The sequence below is a fragment of the Candidatus Pelagibacter sp. Uisw_101 genome, assembly GCF_047727615.1.
Taxonomy (GTDB): Bacteria; Pseudomonadota; Alphaproteobacteria; order Pelagibacterales; family Pelagibacteraceae; genus Pelagibacter.
The window spans coordinates 1290686-1310842 of the sequence record NZ_CP159821.1; the positions used below are offsets into that span (position 1 = coordinate 1290686).

At 32.2% G+C, this 20157-nt stretch carries 17 protein-coding genes; all 17 read right to left on the minus strand.

Annotated features, from left to right (window positions below; all coding sequences use genetic code 11):
• Position 1: 1 nt before the first annotated feature.
• The 17 genes from ABXT48_RS06910 to leuC are packed head-to-tail and all read right to left on the minus strand — an operon-like array spanning position 2 to position 20151.
• Complete coding sequence (locus ABXT48_RS06910) at positions 2-2905, minus strand: 2-oxoglutarate dehydrogenase E1 component (RefSeq protein ID WP_415302896.1); 2904 nt, start codon at positions 2903-2905, stop codon at positions 2-4.
• Positions 2906-2939: 34 nt separating this feature from the next.
• The gene (gene sucD / locus ABXT48_RS06915; RefSeq protein ID WP_169035888.1) at positions 2940-3815 is read right to left on the minus strand and encodes a succinate--CoA ligase subunit alpha; all 876 of its coding nucleotides are present in this window, start codon (positions 3813-3815) and stop codon (positions 2940-2942) included.
• A 1-nt stretch (position 3816) separates the two neighbouring features.
• Positions 3817-4977, minus strand: a complete 1161-nt coding sequence (sucC, locus tag ABXT48_RS06920; protein ID WP_415278155.1) for an ADP-forming succinate--CoA ligase subunit beta — start codon at positions 4975-4977, stop codon at positions 3817-3819.
• Between the two features lie 3 nt (positions 4978-4980).
• The gene (gene mdh / locus ABXT48_RS06925; protein WP_415286318.1) at positions 4981-5943 is read right to left on the minus strand and encodes a malate dehydrogenase; all 963 of its coding nucleotides are present in this window, start codon (positions 5941-5943) and stop codon (positions 4981-4983) included.
• Between the two features lie 7 nt (positions 5944-5950).
• Positions 5951-7444 (minus strand): CoA-acylating methylmalonate-semialdehyde dehydrogenase, encoded by a 1494-nt coding sequence (locus tag ABXT48_RS06930; RefSeq protein ID WP_415286319.1) that lies wholly within the window; start codon positions 7442-7444, stop codon positions 5951-5953.
• 24 nt (positions 7445-7468) lie between these two features.
• Positions 7469-8242: a succinate dehydrogenase iron-sulfur subunit gene (locus ABXT48_RS06935; protein WP_415278157.1), complete on the minus strand. Its 774-nt coding sequence runs from the start codon at positions 8240-8242 to the stop codon at positions 7469-7471.
• Positions 8242-10014 carry a succinate dehydrogenase flavoprotein subunit gene (sdhA, locus tag ABXT48_RS06940; RefSeq protein WP_415286320.1) on the minus strand — a complete coding sequence of 591 codons (1773 nt, stop codon included), beginning with the start codon at positions 10012-10014 and terminating at the stop codon, positions 8242-8244. Before sdhA ends, ABXT48_RS06935 begins: the two co-directional genes overlap by 1 nt.
• On the minus strand, positions 10014-10340 hold the full coding sequence (sdhD, locus tag ABXT48_RS06945) for a succinate dehydrogenase, hydrophobic membrane anchor protein (protein ID WP_415286321.1): 327 nt from the start codon (positions 10338-10340) through the stop codon (positions 10014-10016). Before sdhD ends, sdhA begins: the two co-directional genes overlap by 1 nt.
• Before the next feature lies 1 nt (position 10341).
• Entirely contained in the window at positions 10342-10725 is a 384-nt protein-coding gene (gene sdhC, locus ABXT48_RS06950; protein WP_415286322.1) for a succinate dehydrogenase, cytochrome b556 subunit, read from the minus strand.
• Complete coding sequence (locus ABXT48_RS06955) at positions 10715-11722, minus strand: aspartate-semialdehyde dehydrogenase (protein ID WP_415286323.1); 1008 nt, start codon at positions 11720-11722, stop codon at positions 10715-10717. Before ABXT48_RS06955 ends, sdhC begins: the two co-directional genes overlap by 11 nt.
• Before the next feature lie 20 nt (positions 11723-11742).
• Positions 11743-12852 carry a dimethylsulfoniopropionate demethylase gene (locus ABXT48_RS06960; protein ID WP_415286324.1) on the minus strand — a complete coding sequence of 370 codons (1110 nt, stop codon included), beginning with the start codon at positions 12850-12852 and terminating at the stop codon, positions 11743-11745.
• Positions 12849-13625 (minus strand): alpha/beta fold hydrolase, encoded by a 777-nt coding sequence (locus ABXT48_RS06965; protein WP_415302898.1) that lies wholly within the window; start codon positions 13623-13625, stop codon positions 12849-12851. The genes ABXT48_RS06960 and ABXT48_RS06965 overlap by 4 nt, the downstream gene beginning before the upstream one ends.
• Positions 13622-15250 (minus strand): long-chain-fatty-acid--CoA ligase, encoded by a 1629-nt coding sequence (locus ABXT48_RS06970; RefSeq protein ID WP_415286326.1) that lies wholly within the window; start codon positions 15248-15250, stop codon positions 13622-13624. Before ABXT48_RS06970 ends, ABXT48_RS06965 begins: the two co-directional genes overlap by 4 nt.
• A 1-nt stretch (position 15251) precedes the next feature.
• Positions 15252-17015, minus strand: coding sequence for an acyl-CoA dehydrogenase C-terminal domain-containing protein (locus ABXT48_RS06975; protein ID WP_415286327.1), 1764 nt, complete (start codon positions 17013-17015; stop codon positions 15252-15254).
• A 26-nt stretch (positions 17016-17041) separates the two neighbouring features.
• A complete protein-coding gene (leuB, locus tag ABXT48_RS06980) occupies positions 17042-18148 on the minus strand; it encodes a 3-isopropylmalate dehydrogenase (RefSeq protein ID WP_415278166.1) in 1107 nt (368 codons plus the stop codon).
• A complete protein-coding gene (gene leuD, locus ABXT48_RS06985; RefSeq protein WP_415286328.1) occupies positions 18135-18746 on the minus strand; it encodes a 3-isopropylmalate dehydratase small subunit in 612 nt (203 codons plus the stop codon). Before leuD ends, leuB begins: the two co-directional genes overlap by 14 nt.
• Position 18747: 1 nt before the next feature.
• On the minus strand, positions 18748-20151 hold the full coding sequence (gene leuC, locus ABXT48_RS06990; protein ID WP_415302900.1) for a 3-isopropylmalate dehydratase large subunit: 1404 nt from the start codon (positions 20149-20151) through the stop codon (positions 18748-18750).
• Between the last annotated feature and the right edge of the window lie 6 nt (positions 20152-20157).

Here is a 20157-nt window from a genome sequence, read left to right on the forward strand (position 1 = left end):
TTTATTCAAAAACCTTGTTAATAATTTCTTGTTGTTGTGAAATATGCCTTTTTGCAAACCCTGTTGCAGGAGATGCGTCTGGACTTCTTCCTATATAAGAAATTTCCTTATTATTAGCGTTAATAGTTTCTAATGTCCATTGTATATAATCCCTTACAGAAAACCATGCTCCCATATTTTTTGGTTCTTCCTGGCACCAATAAAATTTAGCATTTTTTGCATACTTTTTGATTTCTTTAACTAAACTTTTAACTGGAAAAGGATAAAGTTGTTCAACTCTGTACAACACTACATCATCCTTTTTTAATTTCTCTCTGGCATCTAGCAGATCAAAATAAACTTTTCCTGAACATAGAATTACTTTTTTAATTTTTGAGCTTTCTTTTAATTTTATAAATCCATTTTCTTCATCTAGTGCATGATCCCATAAAATTCTGTGGAAAAATGTATCTTTATCAAAGTCTTCTATATTTGAAACACAGTGTCTGTTTCTTAATAAAGATTTTGGAGTCATTATTATTAGTGGCTTTCTAAATTCTCTATGCATTTGACGTCTTAAAGCATGAAAGTAGTTTGCAGGTGTTGTACAATTTACTATCTGCATATTATCATTAGCACATAGTTGTAAAAACCTTTCTAGTCTTGCTGAAGAGTGTTCTGGTCCTTGGCCTTCATAACCATGAGGTAGAAGCATTACTAACCCAGATGCCCTTGTCCATTTTCTCTCTCCTGATGCTATAAATTGATCTATTACTACTTGTGCGCCATTTGCAAAATCACCAAATTGTGCTTCCCACATTGTTAGAGTGTTTGGCTGAACTAAACTATAACCATATTCAAAACCTAAAACTGCTAATTCTGATAAAAAACTATCTACTATTTCATATCGTTTTTGAACTTTTGAAATATTATTTAGAGGAACATATCTAGAGTTATCTTCTTGATTTCTTAGAACTGAGTGTCTTTGACTAAACGTTCCTCTTCCTGAATCTTGTCCAACCAATCTTACTGGATAACCTTCTTCTAATAATGAGCCAAATGCCAAAGCTTCAGCTGTTGACCAATCTATACCTTTGCCATCTGATACTGATGCTCTTCTAGTATTTAAAATTTTAATTATAGTTTTGTGTAAATTTAATTCCTCTGGTGTTGAATTAATCTTTTCTGAAATTTCTAAAAGTTTTTTCTGGTCAAAACCACTTACACCTCTTTTATCCTTTCCTTTTTCTGGTTTATATCTTGACCAACTTCCCTCATACCATTCAATTTTTGGTTTATAATCTTTTGCATTTTTGTATTGATCATCTAGTAAGCTTTTAAACTCAGTTTTAAACCTTTTAAGTTCATCCTCTGAAAGTGTATTTTCATTTACTAATTTGCTTCCATATACTTCTACTGGTGTAGGGTGTGATCTAATTTTTTTATACATTAATGGTTGAGTAAATGAAGGTTCATCTCCTTCATTATGACCAAACCTTCTGTAGCAGATTATATCAACAACAACGTCTCTGTTAAATTTTAATCTAAATTCTGTTGCAATTCTTGTCGCATAAACAACTGCTTCTGGGTCATCACCATTTACGTGAAGTATTGGGGCATCTACCATTTTTGCAACATCTGATGGATATGGTGATGATCTTGCAAACCTTGGGCTTGTAGTAAAACCTATTTGATTATTAACAATAAAATGAATTGTTCCACCTGTATTATGGCCAGGTAAGCCAGACATTGCAAAACATTCAGCCACAACACCTTGGCCTGCAAATGCTGCATCACCATGTATTAAAATAGGTAAAACTTTATTTCTTTCTTTGTCTTCATGAAAAAATTGTTTTCCTCTTGTCTGTCCTAATACAACAGGATTAACTGCCTCTAAGTGCGAGGGGTTATCTGTAAGACCAACATGTATAGAATTTCCATCAAATTTTCTATCCGACGATGCTCCTAAATGGTATTTTACGTCTCCCGCTCCTTCTTCTCCTGTTGTTTGAACGTCTCCCGCAAATTCATTGAATATTCTTTTGTATGATTTTTGTAAAACGTTTGCTAGCACGTTGAGCCTACCTCTGTGAGACATTCCAATTTTAACTTCTTTAGCTTCTGATTGACCAGCAATTTTAATAATTTGTTCTAAAGCAGGGATTAAGCTTTCTCCTCCATCCAATCCAAATCTTTTTGTACCAACATATTTTGTATGTAAAAATTTTTCAAATCCCTCAGCTTGAATAAGTTTGTTTAAAATAGCTTCTTTACCATTCTTTGTAAATTGAAGAAAGTTCTCATCCTGCTCAATTCTATCTCTAAGCCATTTTCTTTCAGTTGGGTTTGATATATGCATATATTCATAACCAATTGGCCCACAATAAGTTTTGTTTAAAAAACTTAATATTTCTTTTACAGTAGAATGCTCTTTATCTATTACACCATCTAAATAAATTTTTTCCTTATAATCTTCTTTTTTGAACCCATAATATTCAGGATGTAATTCATCCAAATACTCTGTTTTCATCATTCCAAGTGGGTCAAGCTTTGCTAATAAATGTCCCCTTTGTCTATAGGCCCTAATTAATGCAACAGCTCTAATTGAGTTAAGATTACTTTTGATTGAATCTTTTGAATTAACTTTTGCATCATTACTTCCATTAGAAAGTTTTTTTTCATCTTCTTCGATTCTTTTTTCAATTTCATCAATATCAATTTTTTGTTTTATACTCCATGATGGTCCATTAATTTCCTTGGCAATCACACTTAGATCTTCACCTATACCCTCAAAGTAATGCTGCCAACTTTCAGGGAGATCTTTGTCTTTATTGATAAATCTTAAATACATTTGTTCTATAAATGCACTATTTGATTTACTAAGAAATGACGTTTTCTCGAATTCGAGATTTTTTGATGATGACATCTATTTTATTGATATAATATCAGATAAATAATTTTCAATTAGATAATTTATTAAATAATGTTTTGCCTAGTTCAGATGGCGATTTTGCAATTGTAATCCCACATTCTTCCATTTTTTTAATCTTATCCTCTGCTCCACCCTTACCACCTGAGATAATAGCTCCTGCGTGCCCCATAGTTCTTCCGGGGGGTGCTGTTATTCCAGCTACAAATCCAACCATTGGCTTTTTTATTTTGTGGTTTTTAACAAATTCAGCTGCTTCTTCTTCTGCAGAACCACCAATTTCTCCTATCATAAGAATAGATTCCGTCTCATCATCATTTAAAAATAAATCCAAACAATCAATAAAGTTTGTTCCATTTATTGGATCTCCACCAATACCTATACAAGTAGATTGTCCTAATCCGTTTTCAGTTGTTTGTGCAACCGCTTCATAAGTTAAAGTTCCAGATCTTGAAACAATTCCCACAGAACCTTTCTTGTGAATATTTCCAGGCATAATTCCAATTTTACATTCATCAGGAGTAATTATTCCTGGACAGTTAGGTCCTATCAATCTGCTTTTTGAATTATTTAATTTTTGTTTGACACGAAGCATATCTTGAATTGGTATACCTTCAGTAATACAAACTATAAGCTCAATAGATGCATCAATAGCTTCTATTATGGCTGCTGCTGCAAATTTTGCTGGCACATAAATCATAGTTGCATCTGCACCAACTTCTTTTTTAGCTTCAGCTACAGTATTAAATACTGGACGTTCAAGATGTTTTTGTCCTCCTTTTTTGGGAGTAACTCCACCTACAAGATTTGTTCCATATTTTAATGCTTGTTCAGAATGAAAAGTACCATGTGCACCTGTAAAACCTTGACATATAACTTTTGTATTTTTATTAATTAAAACTGACATTCTATTTTATAGCCTCTACTATTTTTTTTGCAGCATCATCTAAATTTTCTGCTGAAATTAATTTTAATCCTGAATTATCTAAAATTTCTTTTCCTTCTTTAAAGTTTGTTCCTGCAAGTCTAACTACTAATGGAACGCTTATATTTATCTCTTTAGCAGCATCAACAACACCTTGAGCAAGGACATCACATCTCATTATTCCACCAAAAATGTTTATTAATATGCCTTTAACGTTTTTATCTGAAAGAATTATTTTTAACGCAGCAGAAACTTTTTCTTTTGAAGCTCCACCACCAACATCTAGAAAATTTGCTGGCTCTTCACCATATAATTTAATTATATCCATTGTTGCCATTGCTAAACCTGCTCCATTAACCATACAACCAATACTTCCATCTAATTTTATATAAGCAAGATCATGTTTGCTCGCTTCTATTTCTGCTGGATCTTCTTCATTTAAATCTCTTAACTCTATAATTTCAGGATGTCTAAATAGCGCGTTAGAATCAAAATTAACCTTTGCGTCTAAGCAGATTATATTTTTTTCTTTAGTTAATATTAGTGGGTTAACCTCAACCATATTAGCATCCGTGCCTAAAAACATATTATATACTGATTTAATTAGTGCTATTGCTTGCTTTTTAGCATCATCAGTTAAACTATAAATTTTAATTATTTTCTCACAATCAGCATCTGAGATTTCATTAACAATATCTACTTTTGTTGTTATAATTTTTTCAGGCGTTTTATCTGCAACCTCTTCAATATCCATTCCACCTTGATCACTAGAAATAAATACAATTTTTGAACTTGCTCTATCAATTAAGCACGATAGATAAAATTCTTTATCTATGTTGGAAGATACTTCCACATATAATCTTTTTACTTCTCTACCTTCGGGGCCAGTTTGATGTGTTACAAGTGTTTTTCCCAATAATTCTTTTGCTGCAACACCTAGCTCTTCAATAGTATCTAAAATTTTTACACCTCCTGCTTTACCTCTTCCACCAGCATGGATTTGTGCTTTCAATACAAACTTTTCTGTTTTTAATGATTTTGCTTTTTCAAGCAACTCATCAACTGTGAAACCAAAAACACCTTCAGGCACAACTGCTCCATATTCTTTTAGGATTTTTTTTGCTTGGTGTTCATGAATGTTCATGATTTATTTAGATAGGTCTGGGTCTATTTTTGATGCAGCTTCCCATAATGCTTTCACAGCATCTATCGAGTGCATAAATTCTTTTTTTTCTTTTTCATCCAAGTCAATTTGCTCTATTTTTTCAACACCAGCTTTACCAATTATTACTGGTACACCAGCATAAACATCACTAACTCCATATTCTCCATTTAAATGAACTGCACATGGAAGTAATTTTTTTTCATCTTTTAAATATGCTTCTGCCATTTGCACTCCCGAAGCTGCTGGTGCATAAAATGCAGAACCTTTTTCTAAATATTTAACAATCTCAGCTCCTCCATCTCTAGTTCTTTGGTTAATTTCTTCTAATCTTTCTGGAGATATTTTTCCTTCTTTAACTAAGTCTAGTAATGGCTTACCTAAAACTTTTGTGAATCTTGGTAAAGGAACCATTGTATCTCCATGACCTCCCATAACCATTGCTTCAATTTCTTTTACAGGAACATTCAACTCTAAAGATAAAAACAATTTAAATCTCGAGCTATCTAAAATTCCTGCCATTCCAACTACTTTATTTGCTGGTAACCCTGAAAATTTTTGAAAGGCCATCACCATAACGTCTAACGGATTAGTGATACATATAACAAATGCATTAGGTGCATTTTTTTTAACACCTTCTGCTACTTGTTTAATAATTTTTAAATTAATACCTAATAAATCATCCCTACTCATTCCTGGTTTTCTTGGAATGCCTGCAGTGATTATTATTACATCAGAATCTTTTATATCTTCATAGTTGTCTGTTCCTGAAAATTTTACATTAAAGCCATCAACAGAAGAAGATTGAGCAATATCTAAAGCTTTACCTTTAGCTATGCCACTTGCAACGTCAAACAATACAACTTCATTAGCAACTTCTTTAGTTCCAATTAAGTGAGCTAAAGTGCCCCCAATTTGACCTGCTCCTATTAAAGATATTTTTTTCATTTTTTCCTTATTTCATTGTTGGCATGATAAATTCTGGATTAGATCTTATTCCAGAGGGCCATCTTGATGTTACTGTTTTAAGTTTTGTATAAAATTTAATTCCTTCAGCACCATGCATTGCACTGTCTCCAAATAATGATCTTTTCCATCCACCAAAACTATGAAAGGCCATTGGCACAGGTATTGGAACATTAATTCCAACCATACCGACTTGAATTTTACTAGCAAATGTTCTAGCTGAATCACCATCTCTTGTATAAATGCTTACTCCATTACCATACTCATGATCATTAATTAGTTTTGTTGCTTCTTCAAAAGTTTTAACTCTTATGACTGATAAAACAGGTCCAAATATTTCTTCTTTATAAATTCTCATATCTTTTTTAACATGATCAAATAAACAGCCACCTATAAAGAAACCATTTTCATATCCTTGAAGTTTTATATTTCTTCCATCAACAATTAATTTAGCACCTTCTTCAACTCCAAGATCAACGTAACTTTTTACTTTTTCTAAATGTTCTTTAGTAACTAGTGGACCCATCTCAGATGTTTTGTCCATACCAGGCCCTACCTTCAATGCTTCAGCTTTTTTTGATAAACGAGCAACTAACTCATCTCCTATATCACCTACAGCTACTGCTACTGATTGTGCCATACATCTTTCTCCTGCTGACCCATATGCAGCACCCATTAATCCATTTACTGCGCCATCAAGGTCACAGTCAGGCATTACAACTAAATGATTTTTTGCACCACCTAAAGCTTGAACTCTTTTTTCATTTTTTGCAGAATTTTCATAGATATATTTAGCAATTGGTGTTGAACCTACAAAGCTTACAGCTTTGACATCTTTGTTTGTTAAGATTGCATCAACAGACTCTTTATCTCCATTAACAACATTAAAAACACCATCTGGTAATCCAGCTTCTGTTAGTAGTTCTGCAAGTCTTAGTGGACAAGATGGATCTTTTTCTGATGGTTTTAAAATAAATGTATTACCACAAGCTATAGCAATAGGAAACATCCACATCGGTACCATTGCTGGAAAATTAAAAGGTGTAATACCAGCAACTACTCCGAGTGGTTGACGCATTGACCAGCTATCCACATTAGTTCCTACATTTTCTGAAAATTCTCCTTTAAGTAAATGTGGAATTCCACATGCAAACTCAACTACTTCTAGTCCTCTTGTTAAAGAACCTTTGGCATCTTCATAAACTTTACCATGTTCTGAAACTATTAATTTTGTAAGTTCATCAGTATTTTTTTCTATTAACTCTTTAAATTTGAACATCACTCTTGCTCTTTGAAGGGGAGGTTTCTGTGACCAAGTTTCAAAAGCTTTTTTTGCTACTTCTACAGCTTGATCAAGGTCAGTTTTGCTAGCTAACCTTACTTCGGATTCTTGTTCACCCGTTGCAGGATTGAAAATTTTGCTTTTTCTGTCAGATGAGCCTGAAATTAGCTTTCCACCAACAAAATGTTCTAATAAATTCATGAATGGTGTTATTTAAAGGGGTAATTAGCTTGTTGCAAGCATTTTTTTCAATTCAGCTATGGCTTTTGCTGGATTTAATCCCTTAGGACAAGCATTGGTGCAATTCATAATAGTATGACATCTATACAACTTAAGTTCATCAGCTACTTTTTTTAATCTCTCTTTTCTTTCATCATCTCTACTATCTACTATCCACCTATAAGCTTGAAGCAAAACTGCAGGACCTAAAAATTTATCCTCATTCCACCAATAGCTTGGACAAGAAGTGGAGCAACATGCACACATGATACATTCGTATGCACCATCTAATTTTTTTCTATCTTTTTGAGATTGAATAATTTCTGTAGTTTCAACTTTTGTATTTGTTTTCAACCAAGGCTCAATTGATTCATATTGTTTGTACAATCCACTTAAGTCCCCAATTAAATCTTTTTTAACTTTTAGGTGAGGTAGTGGATAAATATTTATATCTCCTTCAATTTCTGAATGAGGTTTTGTGCATGCTAAACCATTTTTCCCATCCATATTCATTGCACAAGATCCACAAACGCCATGTGCACAAGATCTACGATAAGCCAATGATGGGTCAATTTCGTTTTTAATCTTATTTAAAATATCCAATACTTTTGAAGGGCAGTTATCCATATCAACTTCATAAGTATCCACTCTTGGGTTTTCTCCATTTGAGGGATCCCATCTATAAACATTTACTTTTCTGATATTTTTTGATCCAGTTTTATCTTGATAATAGTTACCTTTTTGAACTTCTGAATTTTTAGGTAAATTTATTTGAACCACTAGTAAACTCTTTCCTGTGGTGGAAAGTATTGAACTTCATTTGTTAAAGTTGATGTAGTAACTGGTCTATAACCAATTTTTGAATCTTTTCCATTGCACCAAGCAATAGTGTGTTGCATAAATTTTTCATCATCTCTTTTTGGGAAATCTTCTCTTGCATGTGCACCTCTGCTCTCTTGTCTATTATAAGCAGAATCCACTGTTGTAATTGCTTGTCTTATCAAATTATCAAACTCCAATGTTTCCACTAAATCGGTGTTAAAAACAAGTGACTTATCTTTTACAGAAATTGATTCCATTCCATCGTATGCTTTTCTAATATCATCAACACCCTCTTTAAGTGTTTTTTCTGTTCTAAAAACAGCACACTTTGATTGCATAGTTTTTTGCATTGAAAGTCTAAGTTCTGCAGTACTGTTTTCACCATTAGAGTTTCTTAATTTATCAAATCTTTCTAAGCATTTTTCTGTTTCAGTCTCTCCTATATCCTCGTGTGGAGTTCCTGGTTTTACAAGTTCTGCAGCTCTTCTAGCTGCGGCTCTTCCAAATACAACTAGGTCAATTAAAGAATTAGACCCCAATCTATTTGCTCCATGAACAGAAACACAGGCAGCCTCACCAATTGCCATTAATCCTGGAACTGTTTCAGAATCATTGCCTGTTAATACTTCAGCTTTATAGTTTGTTGGGATACCTCCCATATTGTAATGAACAGTGGGCACTACTGGTATTGGCTCTTTAGTTACATCAACATTTGCAAATAATCTTGCTGCTTCCGTTATTCCTGGAAGTCTACTTTCAATAATACTTTTGTCTAAATGACTTAAGTGTAAGTGAACATGATCCTGTTCTTTACCCACACCTCTTCCTTCATTAATCTCAATTGACATTGATCTACTTACTACATCTCTAGATGCTAAGTCTTTAGCTTTTGGTGCATAACGCTCCATAAATCTTTCACCTTTTGAATTAACTAAATAGCCACCTTCTCCTCTAACACCTTCAGAAATTAAAGTTCCATGTCCATAAATTCCTGTTGGGTGAAATTGTACAAATTCCATATCTTGTAATGGTAAACCTGCTCTTAAAACCATTGCATTTCCATCTCCAGTACAAGTGTGTGCTGAAGTTGCAGAATAATAAGCTTTTCCATAACCACCTGTTGCAATTATTGTACTATGAGCTCTAAATCTGTGAATTGTTCCATCATTTAAATTCCAAGCAATAAGACCTTTGCATTCACCATCTTTCATTAATAAATCTAGAGCAAAGTATTCAATAAAAAATTCAGTGTTATGTTTTAAAGCTTGTCCATAAAGGGTATGAAGTATTGCATGTCCAGTTCTATCTGCGGCTGCGCATGTTCTTTGAACAATTCCATTACCATAATTTTTTGTCATTCCACCAAAAGGTCTTTGGTAAATTTTACCATCATCAGTTCTACTAAATGGAACTCCATATTTTTCTAATTCTATAACAGCTGCTGGAGCTTCTTTACAAAGATACTCAATACTATCTTGGTCACCTAACCAGTCAGCCCCTTTGACAGTATCATACATATGCCAACGCCAATCATCTTCACCCATATTCCCTAAAGATGCAGAAATTCCTCCTTGAGCAGCAGAGGTATGACTTCTTGTTGGAAATACTTTTGAAATACAGGCTGTCTTTAAACCAGCTTCACTTAAACCAACAGCAGCTCTTAAGCCTGAGCCACCCGCACCAAGTACGATAACATCATATTCATGGTCTATTATTTTATATGAACTCATTAGTTTAAATTAAATATTATAATTATTGTGATTAATGGAACTAGTATAGCAAAAATATTGAGTGCTTTGTTTGCGACATTTTTGATTTTTTCATCCTGTATATAGTCTTCAAATACCTCACTAATACTTAAAGCTGAAAAAAAATAGGCAAAAACTAACAACAAAGAAACTAAAATTTTAGATGGCTGATTTGAAAAAAAATTAACAATATCAACATAATCTTTATTGAAAACTGAAACTAAATTTAAAATAAACCATGTCATTAATGGTATCAACACCACAGAGCTTATTCTCATCAATAGCCATTTTTTAGTCACGTTATTCATGCTAAATAAATTGCTTTCCAATTAAATAAATTAAAATTGTTAAAAAAAATGAACCAATGATCACGATTAATCCTGTTATCTTTGATACTTTTAATTCAAACCCATATCCTAGGTCCATAATTAAATGTCTTATTTCACTTAATATCTGGAAACTAAATGACCATGTTAAACCTAAAATTATGAATTTTCCTAAAATAGAATTTAAAAATACCTTAGTAAACTCATAACTATTTTCACCTAGTAGTAAGGATGCAATCCAAAAACAAATTATTGTTATGGCAGCTATATTTATTATTCCTGTAATTCTATGTGAAATAGATACTAAAGAAGATATGTGCCATCTGTAGATCTGAATATGTGGTGATAAAGGATTATTAATTTCCATTAAGATTATTTTTAATTAAAGTTTCTGCAATTTCAACAGCATTCAATGCCGCTCCTCTAAGTAAATTATCAGAAACAATCCATAGGTTTAATGAATTCTTGTTAGTTTTATCTTCTCTTATTCTTGAAATATAAGTTTCGTCTCTACCTTCTGCTTCAATTGGAGTGCTGTATCCTCCATCTTCTCTTTTATCATAAACTTTACAGCCCTCTGCTTTACTAAGAGTGTTTCTAACTTTTTCTAAAGAAAATGATTTTTCAAATTGAATATTTACTGACTCCGCATGAGAAACCATAACTGGAACTCTTACACATGTTGCTGTTAATTCTATTTTGTCACCAAGAATTTTTTTAGTTTCATTAGTCATTTTTAATTCTTCTTTAGTATAACCATCATCTGCAAAAACATCGATGTGAGGAATGGCATTAAAAGCAATTTGTTTAGTAAAATTTCTAGGTTTAATTTGTTTATTTTCTAGAGATGATTTAGTTTGTTCTATTAGTTCATCCATAGGGTCTTTGCCACCACCTGAAACAGACTGATACGTCGAAACAACTATTCGTACAATATTGAATAAGTCATGTAACGGTTTAAGAGCAATTACTAACTGAGCTGTTGAGCAATTAGGGTTAGCAATTATATTTTTTTTCATACTCTTAATTGCTTCTGAATTTACCTGTGGAACAATTAATGGCACATCAGGATCCATTCTAAAAAAACTAGAATTATCTATAACTATTGAGTGCTTTGCTGCTTTTAAAGCATATTGTTCTGAAATTTTTCCACCTGCTGCAAAGAAAGTAATTTTAATTTTTGAAAAATCAAATGTTTCAAGGTTAAAAACCTCATGTTCTTTGCCACTAAAATTTATTTTTTGACCAGCACTTCTTGGTGAAGCAACTAAAAATAGTTCCTTTATAGGAAGTTTTTTTCTCTCTAGAACCTCGAGAATTTTTCTTCCAACATTACCTGTGGCTCCTACAATTGCTATATTCATGATGTTATTAGGCTTTTATACTAGATGAAGGGTAAATCGCAAACTTTTCCAAGAAAAGTGTTGTCATTTATTCGAATTTTAAAGGTTTGAGATACTTCCCAGTAGGACTTCTGGATCATTGCTATTCCAATAACCATTTGAAAATGAGGTGAATAACAAGCCGATCTTAATTCACCAATTATATTATTTTTCTCATCATATAAATTTTTTGATCCTGTGAGACTAATTTCTTTTATATCAATTTTAATACCCATTAACTTCTTTTGGGCTCCTTTTGATTTAACTTCTTTTAATTTATCTTTTCCTAAAAAATTTATATCACTATCCAAACTAACATATTGATCAAAACCACATTCAAATGGATTATCACTGTTATCAAAATCATTTCCATAAGATAGTAACGCACTCTCAATTCTCTCTATTAAGTTTGGACACCCAGGTCCTACATTAAATTCTTTTCCAACTTCAAAAAGATAGTCATATAATTTTTGTCCTGACTCTGTATTTTGAACATAAACTTCATATCCACCTTGCTTAGACCATCCTGACCTTGCTATAAGATGCTTTGTTCCTTCAAAATCAAAATAATCAAATCCAAAGAATTTTAGTTCAGTAATTTTTTTTCCAAAAACTTTTTCCATTAATGCAAATGATTTCGGACCCTGTATTGCCATTATATCCACCACTGGTTCTATAATTTTAACATCAAATTTATGTCCAGATGCTAAACCTTTGGCAAAAAAGATTACATCCGAGTCTGCTATTGATAGCCACCATCTATTTTCATCCAGCTTTAGAACAACTGGATCATTAACTAAATTTCCATTTTCATCTATTATTGGACAATAATAACATCTCCCAATTTTAGATTTTGATAAATCTCTACATGTCATCAATTGTACTAACTCTGCAGAGTCTTTTCCTGATATTTCTACTTGTCTTTCTGCAGCAACATCCCATACTTGAACGTGCTCTTTTAAATGTTTGTAGCTATCCTCTATTGATCCAAATGCAGCAGGTAACAGCATGTGATTATAAATTGTGTATGCTGTAACCCCTTGTTTCTCTATTCTTGAGGTATAAGGAGTACTTCTTAATCTTCTAGATTTTGCTATTGAAAAGTTTTTCATTTTTTTAAAAATTCAGAGATCTTTTCTCTCATTTCAAAAGCTTTTTCAAACATAATCATATGTCCACATTCTTTTATTATATAAGTTTTTGAATTAGGAATAAGTTCAGCAAATTTCTTGCCTTTTTCAAGGTTAACCATCTTATCTAGTTCACCAAAAATAAATAATGTGGGACACTTGATTGATTTTAAAGCCTCAGATCCGTTTTTATAATTATTACAAGCTATAAGATCAATGGCTAAAACCTCCCTAATATCTCTTGGAGAATTAATAATTTTTTCTACAGGATTACCTCCAATAAACTTTTTAGAGTTTTCATAGCTCCATTTCATCATTAATTTAACTGCTTTATCATCTCCACTCTCAGCAAGATCTATTAAATCTTGATTAACAGGCATTCTATAAGAACCACCAACAAATATTAGATTTTTAACTCTTTTTGAATATCTTGAATAATATTCCAATGCTTCCAAACACCCTTGAGAATGACCTACTATTGTTAATTCAGAAACATTAAGTTCTTTAAAAACTTTTTCTAACCAATCTGAAATTTCTTCTATCGATTTTAAACAATCGCCCTCAGAATTTCCATGACCGGGTAAATCAATTGCTAAAATATTATAATTTTGATTTGATAAATACTGCTCTGTTAAAGACCAAACAATATGTGAGAGACCACTTCCATGAAGTAAAACTATTGTGACTTTTTCTTTATCAATACCTTGACCTGAATCTGATACAAAGACATTCTTATTATCTACCTGAAAAATCAACTTAATTCCTTAACCTTTTTTCTTAGTTCAAATTTTTGAATTTTTCCTGTTGAAGTTTTTGGTAAATCACAAAAAATAACACTTTTAGGAATTTTGAATCCTGCCAATGTTTCTCTACAAAAATCTATTATTTCTTTTTCAGTTGCTGGTTTATCTTTAATTAATTCAACAAAAGCACAAGGTGTTTCTCCCCATTTTTCATCTGGCTTAGCAACTACAGCTGCTAAAGAAACTGAAGGATGTTTTGAAATTGCATTTTCAATTTCTATTGAAGAAATATTTTCTCCTCCAGAAATAATAATATCTTTAGATCTATCTTGAATTTTAATATATCCGTCAGGATGGGTCACAGCTAAATCTCCTGAATGAAACCATCCACCTGCCATTGATCTATCTGTTGCTTCTTTATCTTTGTAGTACCCCTTCATTACGATATTTCCTCTAATCATAATTTCACCCATGGTCTTTCCATCTTTGGGCACTGGCTTCATTGTTTCTGAATCCATTACAATAGCACCCTCTGTGTTTGGGTACCTTACACCTTGCCTTGCTTTGATTTCATTCTTTTTATCTTTTTCTAAAGAATTCCAATCTTCATTCCATGCACACTGCAACATATGACCATAAGTTTCGGTTAATCCATAAACATGCATCACTTCAAAGCCAAGATTTTCCATTTTTTCAAAGATGATGCTTGGAGGCGGTGCACCTGCAGTTAAAACATTTACTTTTCTTTTTAAAGCTTTTTGATCTTCTTTTGGAGCATTAACAATCATATTTAATACTATTGGGGCTCCACCGAAATGAGTTACTTTATATTTATCAATTAATTCAAACATCTTTTTTACATCGATGTTTCTTAAACAAATTACTCTTGCATGTAGCATTGCTAGTGTCCAAGGATAGCACCAGCCATTACAATGGAACATCGGTACAACACATAAAAAATTTAGTTTGTTAGGCATATTCCAGGCTGTGGCACTGCCAGTTGACATCAAATATGAGCCTCTATGATGATAAACTACTCCTTTTGGGCTTCCAGTAGTTCCAGACGTATAACTTAATGAAATCGCTTCCCATTCATCTTTTGGTTTTTTCCATTCGTAATTTTCATCACCTGTATTTAAAAAACTTTCATATTCAAGTTCTCCTATTTTCTTAAAAGAACTTGTATCTATGTCTTGGTCGTCAATATCAATAATTGTAATTTTATTTTTAACATTCTTTAAAGCCTTCTCAATTACATCATGAAATTGTCTATCTACAATTAAAACCTTTGCATCACTATGCTGTAAAATATAACTTACTGTATTAGGGTCTAGTCTTGTATTGATTGCATTAATTACCGCTCCTACCATTGGTATTGAATAATGGGCTTCAAAAATTTCCGGTGTATTGAAAGCCATTATAGAAACTGTATCTCCAGTTTTTACACCCAATTTATCTAGTGCGCTAGCAAACTTAACACATCTTTTATAAACCTCTCCCCAGGTATACGACCTACTTTCATAAATTAAGGCTTCGTAATTTGGATATATATCTTTAGTTCTTTCTAAAAACGTTAAAGGAGAAAGAGGAACATAATTAGCTTCATTTTTATCTAAATTTGTATTGTAATGACTCATATTAACTGAATTTAAAATTCATTATATAATCACTTCCTGATGTAGCAGTTTTAAAATGACTTTCGGCTCTTGGTAAAACTCTTTTAAAATAAAAATTTGCAGTTTGTATTTTATCTTCATAAAAGTCTTTGTTTTGTTCATAATCTTTAAAACTTACTTCTAAAACTTTTATCCACGCATGTGCTATAGATACAAACCCCAATGCTTTTAAATAGTCATTGCATGCTGCACTTGCATCATCTTTTGAGTTTTGTACTTTTTCTTTAATCCAGTCAGTAAAAGTAGATAAAATTTCTAAGTGTGTTTTTAATTCTTTTATGAAAGGTTTTAATTTTTCATTTTCAATACTACAATCATTCTTGATCAGCTCTAAATACTTATTAATTATATCACCATTTTTATTTACCAATTTTCTAAAAACCAAATCTGCTGCTTGGATTGAATTTGTTCCTTCATAAATTGGGGTGATTCTATTATCCCTATATAGTTGTTCTATTCCTTGGTCTTTTGTGTACCCATAACCGCCATGAACCTGCATAGCCTCACTTGTTATTTCCATTCCCATATCACTAAACATCGTTTTAACCACTGGTGTCATTAACGACACAAGATCTGAAGCTTCCTGCTTTATTTTTTTGTCTGGATGATAAAGACTAACTTCTGTTTGTTGAGATAACCAAAAACATAAAGCTCTTTCACCTTCAATAATAGATTTCATATTAAGCAAAGATTTTCTAATATCAGCATGTTCAATTATAAAATCTGCTCCATTAGTTGATTTTGTATTATTTGTTTTTCCTTGTTTCCTTTCTTTTGCGTAACTTAAAGAATTTTGATAGGCAATTTCAGAAATTCCTAAGCCCTGAATTCCTACAACAATTCTCTCTAAATTCATCATGGTAAACATTGCATTTAAGCCTCTATTCTTTAATCCAATCATATAACCAGTTGCATCATCAAAGTTTAATACACATGTAGCAGAACCTTTAATTCCCATTTTGCTTTCTATAGATCCTGTAGAAACTCCATTTCTTGCCCCAATAGATCCATCTTCATTTACTGCAAACTTGGGTACTAAGAATAAACTTATTCCTTTTGTTCCCACTGGAGAATCAGCTACTCTTGCAATAACTAAATGGATAATATTCTCTGTTAAGTCTTGATCACCTGAAGTAATGAAAATTTTCTGCCCACTTAATTTAAAAGTTCCATCAGATTGCTCAACAGCTTTAGTTTTTAAAAGTCCTAAATCAGTTCCACAAACTGGTTCAGTAAGGCACATCGTACCACTCCATTTTCCTTCAACCATTTTTGGAAGATATTTTTCTTTTATTTCATCTGTAGCATGATGAGAAATACAATTATATGCACCAATACTTAACTCGCTATAAAGTTTAAATGACAAACTTGCAGATGATAACATTTCGTCAAAAAAAGCACTTACAGTTTTTGGCATTCCTTGTCCTCCATATTTTGGATCACAAGAAAGTGAAGTCCAGCCATCTTCTATATATTTAGAATAGGCTTCTTTATAGCCAGGTGGTGTTCTAACCACACCATTCTCTAGAACTGTTGGATTTTCATCACCTGATTTTGCTAATGGTAATATTAAGTTTTGATTAATCTTAGCTGCTTCTTCTAAAATATCTTTTACTAATTCTGAGTTAACTTCTTTATATTTTTCAAGATCATTATAATTTTTATTATTTCTTAATTTATCAAAAAGAAACATCATGTCTTCTACTGGTGCAGTATAATTTGGCATTCCAGAACTTTAGAATAATTATTTAATTATTGCAATTTTGAAATTATCGCATCACCCATAGCTGACGTTGATACTTCTTTTTTTCCCTCAGAAAGAATATCTTTTGTTCTAAGACCATCATTTAAGACATCTTGCACAGCTTTTTCTAAAGCATCAGCTTCACTATCTAAATCCAATGAGTATCTTAAGGCCATTGCAAAACTTAAAATTGAGGCTATTGGGTTTGCAATTTCTTTTCCAGCAATATCTGGTGCAGAACCGTGAATAGGTTCGTACATAGCTCTCATTTCTCCATCTTTATTTTTTGCACCTAAAGAAGCTGATGGCAATAAACCTAGAGACCCAGTTAACATTGAGGCTTGATCTGAAAGCATATCTCCAAATAAATTATCTGTAACAATCACATCAAATTGCTTTGGGTTTTTTAATAATTGCATTGCACAATTGTCAGCAAGCATATGACTTAATTCTACATCTTTATATTCTTTGTCGTGTAGCTCTTGGACTTCTTCTTTCCAAAGTTGTCCAGCTTCCATTACATTCGACTTTTCACATGAAGTAACCTTATTTGATCTCTTTCTTGCTAGATCAAAAGCTACTTTTGCTACTCTAACTATTTCACTAGTTGTATATGAGTGGGTATTAATCCCTTTTCTTTCTCCATTTTCTATTGGCTTAATTCCTCTTGGCTCACCAAAATAAATTCCACCTGTTAATTCTCTAACTATCATAATGTCTAATCCAGATACAATTTCTGGTTTTAGGGTTGAGGCATCAACTAATTGCTCAAAACAAATTGCAGGTCTTAAATTTGCAAATAGTTTTAATTCTTTTCTTAATTTCAATAAGGCTCTTTCTGGTTTTTTTGAAAAATCTAAGTTATCCCATTTTGGTCCACCTACTGCACCCAACATAACAAATTCACTTTCTAAAGCTTTGTAAAAAACTTCATCCGTAATTGGTGTTCCATGTTTGTCATAAGAACAACCACCAGCTAAATCTTGATCAATTTCAAAATCTAGAGATTTATTTGAATTCAACCATAAAATAACTTTTTTAACTTCTTGAATAACTTCAGGTCCAATGCCATCCCCAGGTAGAAGTAAAATTTTTCTTTTTTTAATTTTTATCATTAAATATCCATGGTTTACTATTTTTTAAGTTTTCTTCAAAAGTTGTAATTTTTTCTTTTTTTGCTAATGACAGCGCAATATCATCAAGCCCTTCTAATAAACATTTTTTCTTAAAAGGATCAATGTCAAACTTGATTTCACTATTTCCAAAAATTATCTTTTCTTCATTTAGGTCTATTGAAATTTCTTCTTTTCTTTTTGAATATTCTGATAATTCTTTTATTTTTTCTTCTGGTAAAGTAATTGGTAAAATTCCATTTTTGAAACAGTTACTGTAAAAAATATCAGCATAACTAGAGCTTATCACGCATGTAATTCCAAAATCTAAAAGTGCCCATGGCGCATGCTCTCTTGATGAACCACAGCCAAAGTTTTTTCCTGCAATTAATATTTTTGATTGATTGTGAGGTTCTTGATTTAAAATAAAATCTTTTATTTCATTTCCATTATCATCATACCTCATTTCAAAAAATAAGTTTTTTCCTAACCCTGTTCTTTTAATTGTTTTAAGAAATTGTTTTGGAATAATCATATCTGTATCAATATTTACTATTGGTAAATATGCTGGGATACTTGTAAGTAAGTTAAATTTTTGCATTTTAGTTTTGATACTTTCTAACATCATCTAAGTTTCCAGAAATTGCAGCTGCAGCTGCCATTCCAGGACTGACTAAATGTGTTCTTCCACCTCTACCCTGTCTTCCTTCAAAATTTCTGTTTGAAGTTGAGGCACATCTTTCTCCTTGTTTTAATTTATCTGCATTCATTGCAAGACACATTGAACAACCGGGCTCTCTCCATTCAAAACCTGAAGCTATAAATATTTTATCTAGACCTTCCTGCTCTGCCTGCTCTTTAACTAAGCCTGAGCCTGGAACAACCATTCCATGAACATGGGATGCTTTCTTTTTATCTTTTAATATTTTCGCAGCTTCCCTTAAATCTTCAATTCTTCCATTTGTACAACTTCCTATAAAAACCTTATCAATCTTAATGTCTGTAGCTAGTGTATCAGCTTTTAAGCCCATGTAATTTAATGACCTTTCTAAAGAATTCCTTTTGTCTTCATCTTGTTCATTTTTAGGATTTGGAACTTTGCCATCTATAGTAATTACATCTTGTGGAGAAGTTCCCCAGGTAATCATAGGCAAAATGTCTTCTGCTACTAAATCTATTTCTTTATCAAATTTAGCTCCATCATCAGTTTTTAAACTTTCCCAATATTTCATAGCCTTATCCCAATTTTCATTTTTTGGAGACATCGGTTTACCTTTTAAATATTCAAATATTTTTTCATCTGGAGCAATTAATCCTGCTCTTGCTCCTCCCTCGATAGTCATATTGCAAATTGTCATTCGTTGCTCTACGCTTAATGACGAAATCAGGCTACCAGCATATTCAATAACTGACCCTGTTCCTCCTGCAGTTCCAATGTTTCCTATAATTTGTAAGATTACATCTTTAGAGGTAACACCAATTGGAAGTTTTCCATTAACATTAATTCTAAAATTCTTTGCTTTTTTTTGAACTAATGTTTGTGTTGCTAGGACATGTTCTACTTCGGAAGTACCAATTCCAAATGCCAAAGCACCAAATGCACCATGTGTTGCTGTGTGACTGTCTCCACAAACAATTACTGTTCCAGGCTGTGTAAAACCTTGTTCTGGACCAATGATATGAACAATTCCTTGTCTCTTGTCATTCATTCCTAAATACTGAACGCCAAATTCTTTACAATTACTTTCTAGGGTATCTACTTGAATTTTAGATTCCACATCTGTTATTCCTTTAGATCTATCGGTAGTTGGAACATTATGATCCGCAACTGCTAGCGTTAAACCAGGTTGTCTAACTTTTCTATTAGAGTTTCTTAATCCTTCAAAAGCTTGTGGACTTGTAACTTCATGTACTAAATGTCGATCAACGAATAATAATGCTGTGCCATCATCTTGCTGATCTACTAAGTGATCGTTCCAAATTTTATCGTAAAGAGTTAAATGCATTGAAAA

Excerpts from the sequence above, each read along its gene's own strand:
- sucD (WP_169035888.1), bottom strand. The coding sequence starts at position 3,815 with ATGTCAGTTTTAATTAATAAAAATACAAAAGTTATATGTCAAGGTTTT.
- ABXT48_RS06960 (WP_415286324.1), bottom strand. The coding sequence starts at position 12,852 with ATGAAAAACTTTTCAATAGCAAAATCTAGAAGATTAAGAAGTACTCCT.
- leuD (WP_415286328.1), bottom strand. The coding sequence starts at position 18,746 with ATGCAAAAATTTAACTTACTTACAAGTATCCCAGCATATTTACCAATA.
- sdhD (WP_415286321.1), bottom strand. The coding sequence starts at position 10,340 with ATGAATAACGTGACTAAAAAATGGCTATTGATGAGAATAAGCTCTGTG.
- ABXT48_RS06955 (WP_415286323.1), bottom strand. The coding sequence starts at position 11,722 with ATGAATATAGCAATTGTAGGAGCCACAGGTAATGTTGGAAGAAAAATT.
- sdhC (WP_415286322.1), bottom strand. The coding sequence starts at position 10,725 with ATGGAAATTAATAATCCTTTATCACCACATATTCAGATCTACAGATGG.
- leuB (WP_415278166.1), bottom strand. The coding sequence starts at position 18,148 with ATGATAAAAATTAAAAAAAGAAAAATTTTACTTCTACCTGGGGATGGC.
- mdh (WP_415286318.1), bottom strand. The coding sequence starts at position 5,943 with ATGAAAAAAATATCTTTAATAGGAGCAGGTCAAATTGGGGGCACTTTA.
- ABXT48_RS06975 (WP_415286327.1), bottom strand. The coding sequence starts at position 17,015 with ATGCCAAATTATACTGCACCAGTAGAAGACATGATGTTTCTTTTTGAT.
- sdhA (WP_415286320.1), bottom strand. The coding sequence starts at position 10,014 with ATGAGTTCATATAAAATAATAGACCATGAATATGATGTTATCGTACTT.
- sucC (WP_415278155.1), bottom strand. The coding sequence starts at position 4,977 with ATGAACATTCATGAACACCAAGCAAAAAAAATCCTAAAAGAATATGGA.
- ABXT48_RS06930 (WP_415286319.1), bottom strand. The coding sequence starts at position 7,444 with ATGAATTTATTAGAACATTTTGTTGGTGGAAAGCTAATTTCAGGCTCA.
- leuC (WP_415302900.1), bottom strand. The coding sequence starts at position 20,151 with ATGCATTTAACTCTTTACGATAAAATTTGGAACGATCACTTAGTAGAT.
- ABXT48_RS06970 (WP_415286326.1), bottom strand. The coding sequence starts at position 15,250 with ATGAGTCATTACAATACAAATTTAGATAAAAATGAAGCTAATTATGTT.
- ABXT48_RS06910 (WP_415302896.1), bottom strand. The coding sequence starts at position 2,905 with ATGTCATCATCAAAAAATCTCGAATTCGAGAAAACGTCATTTCTTAGT.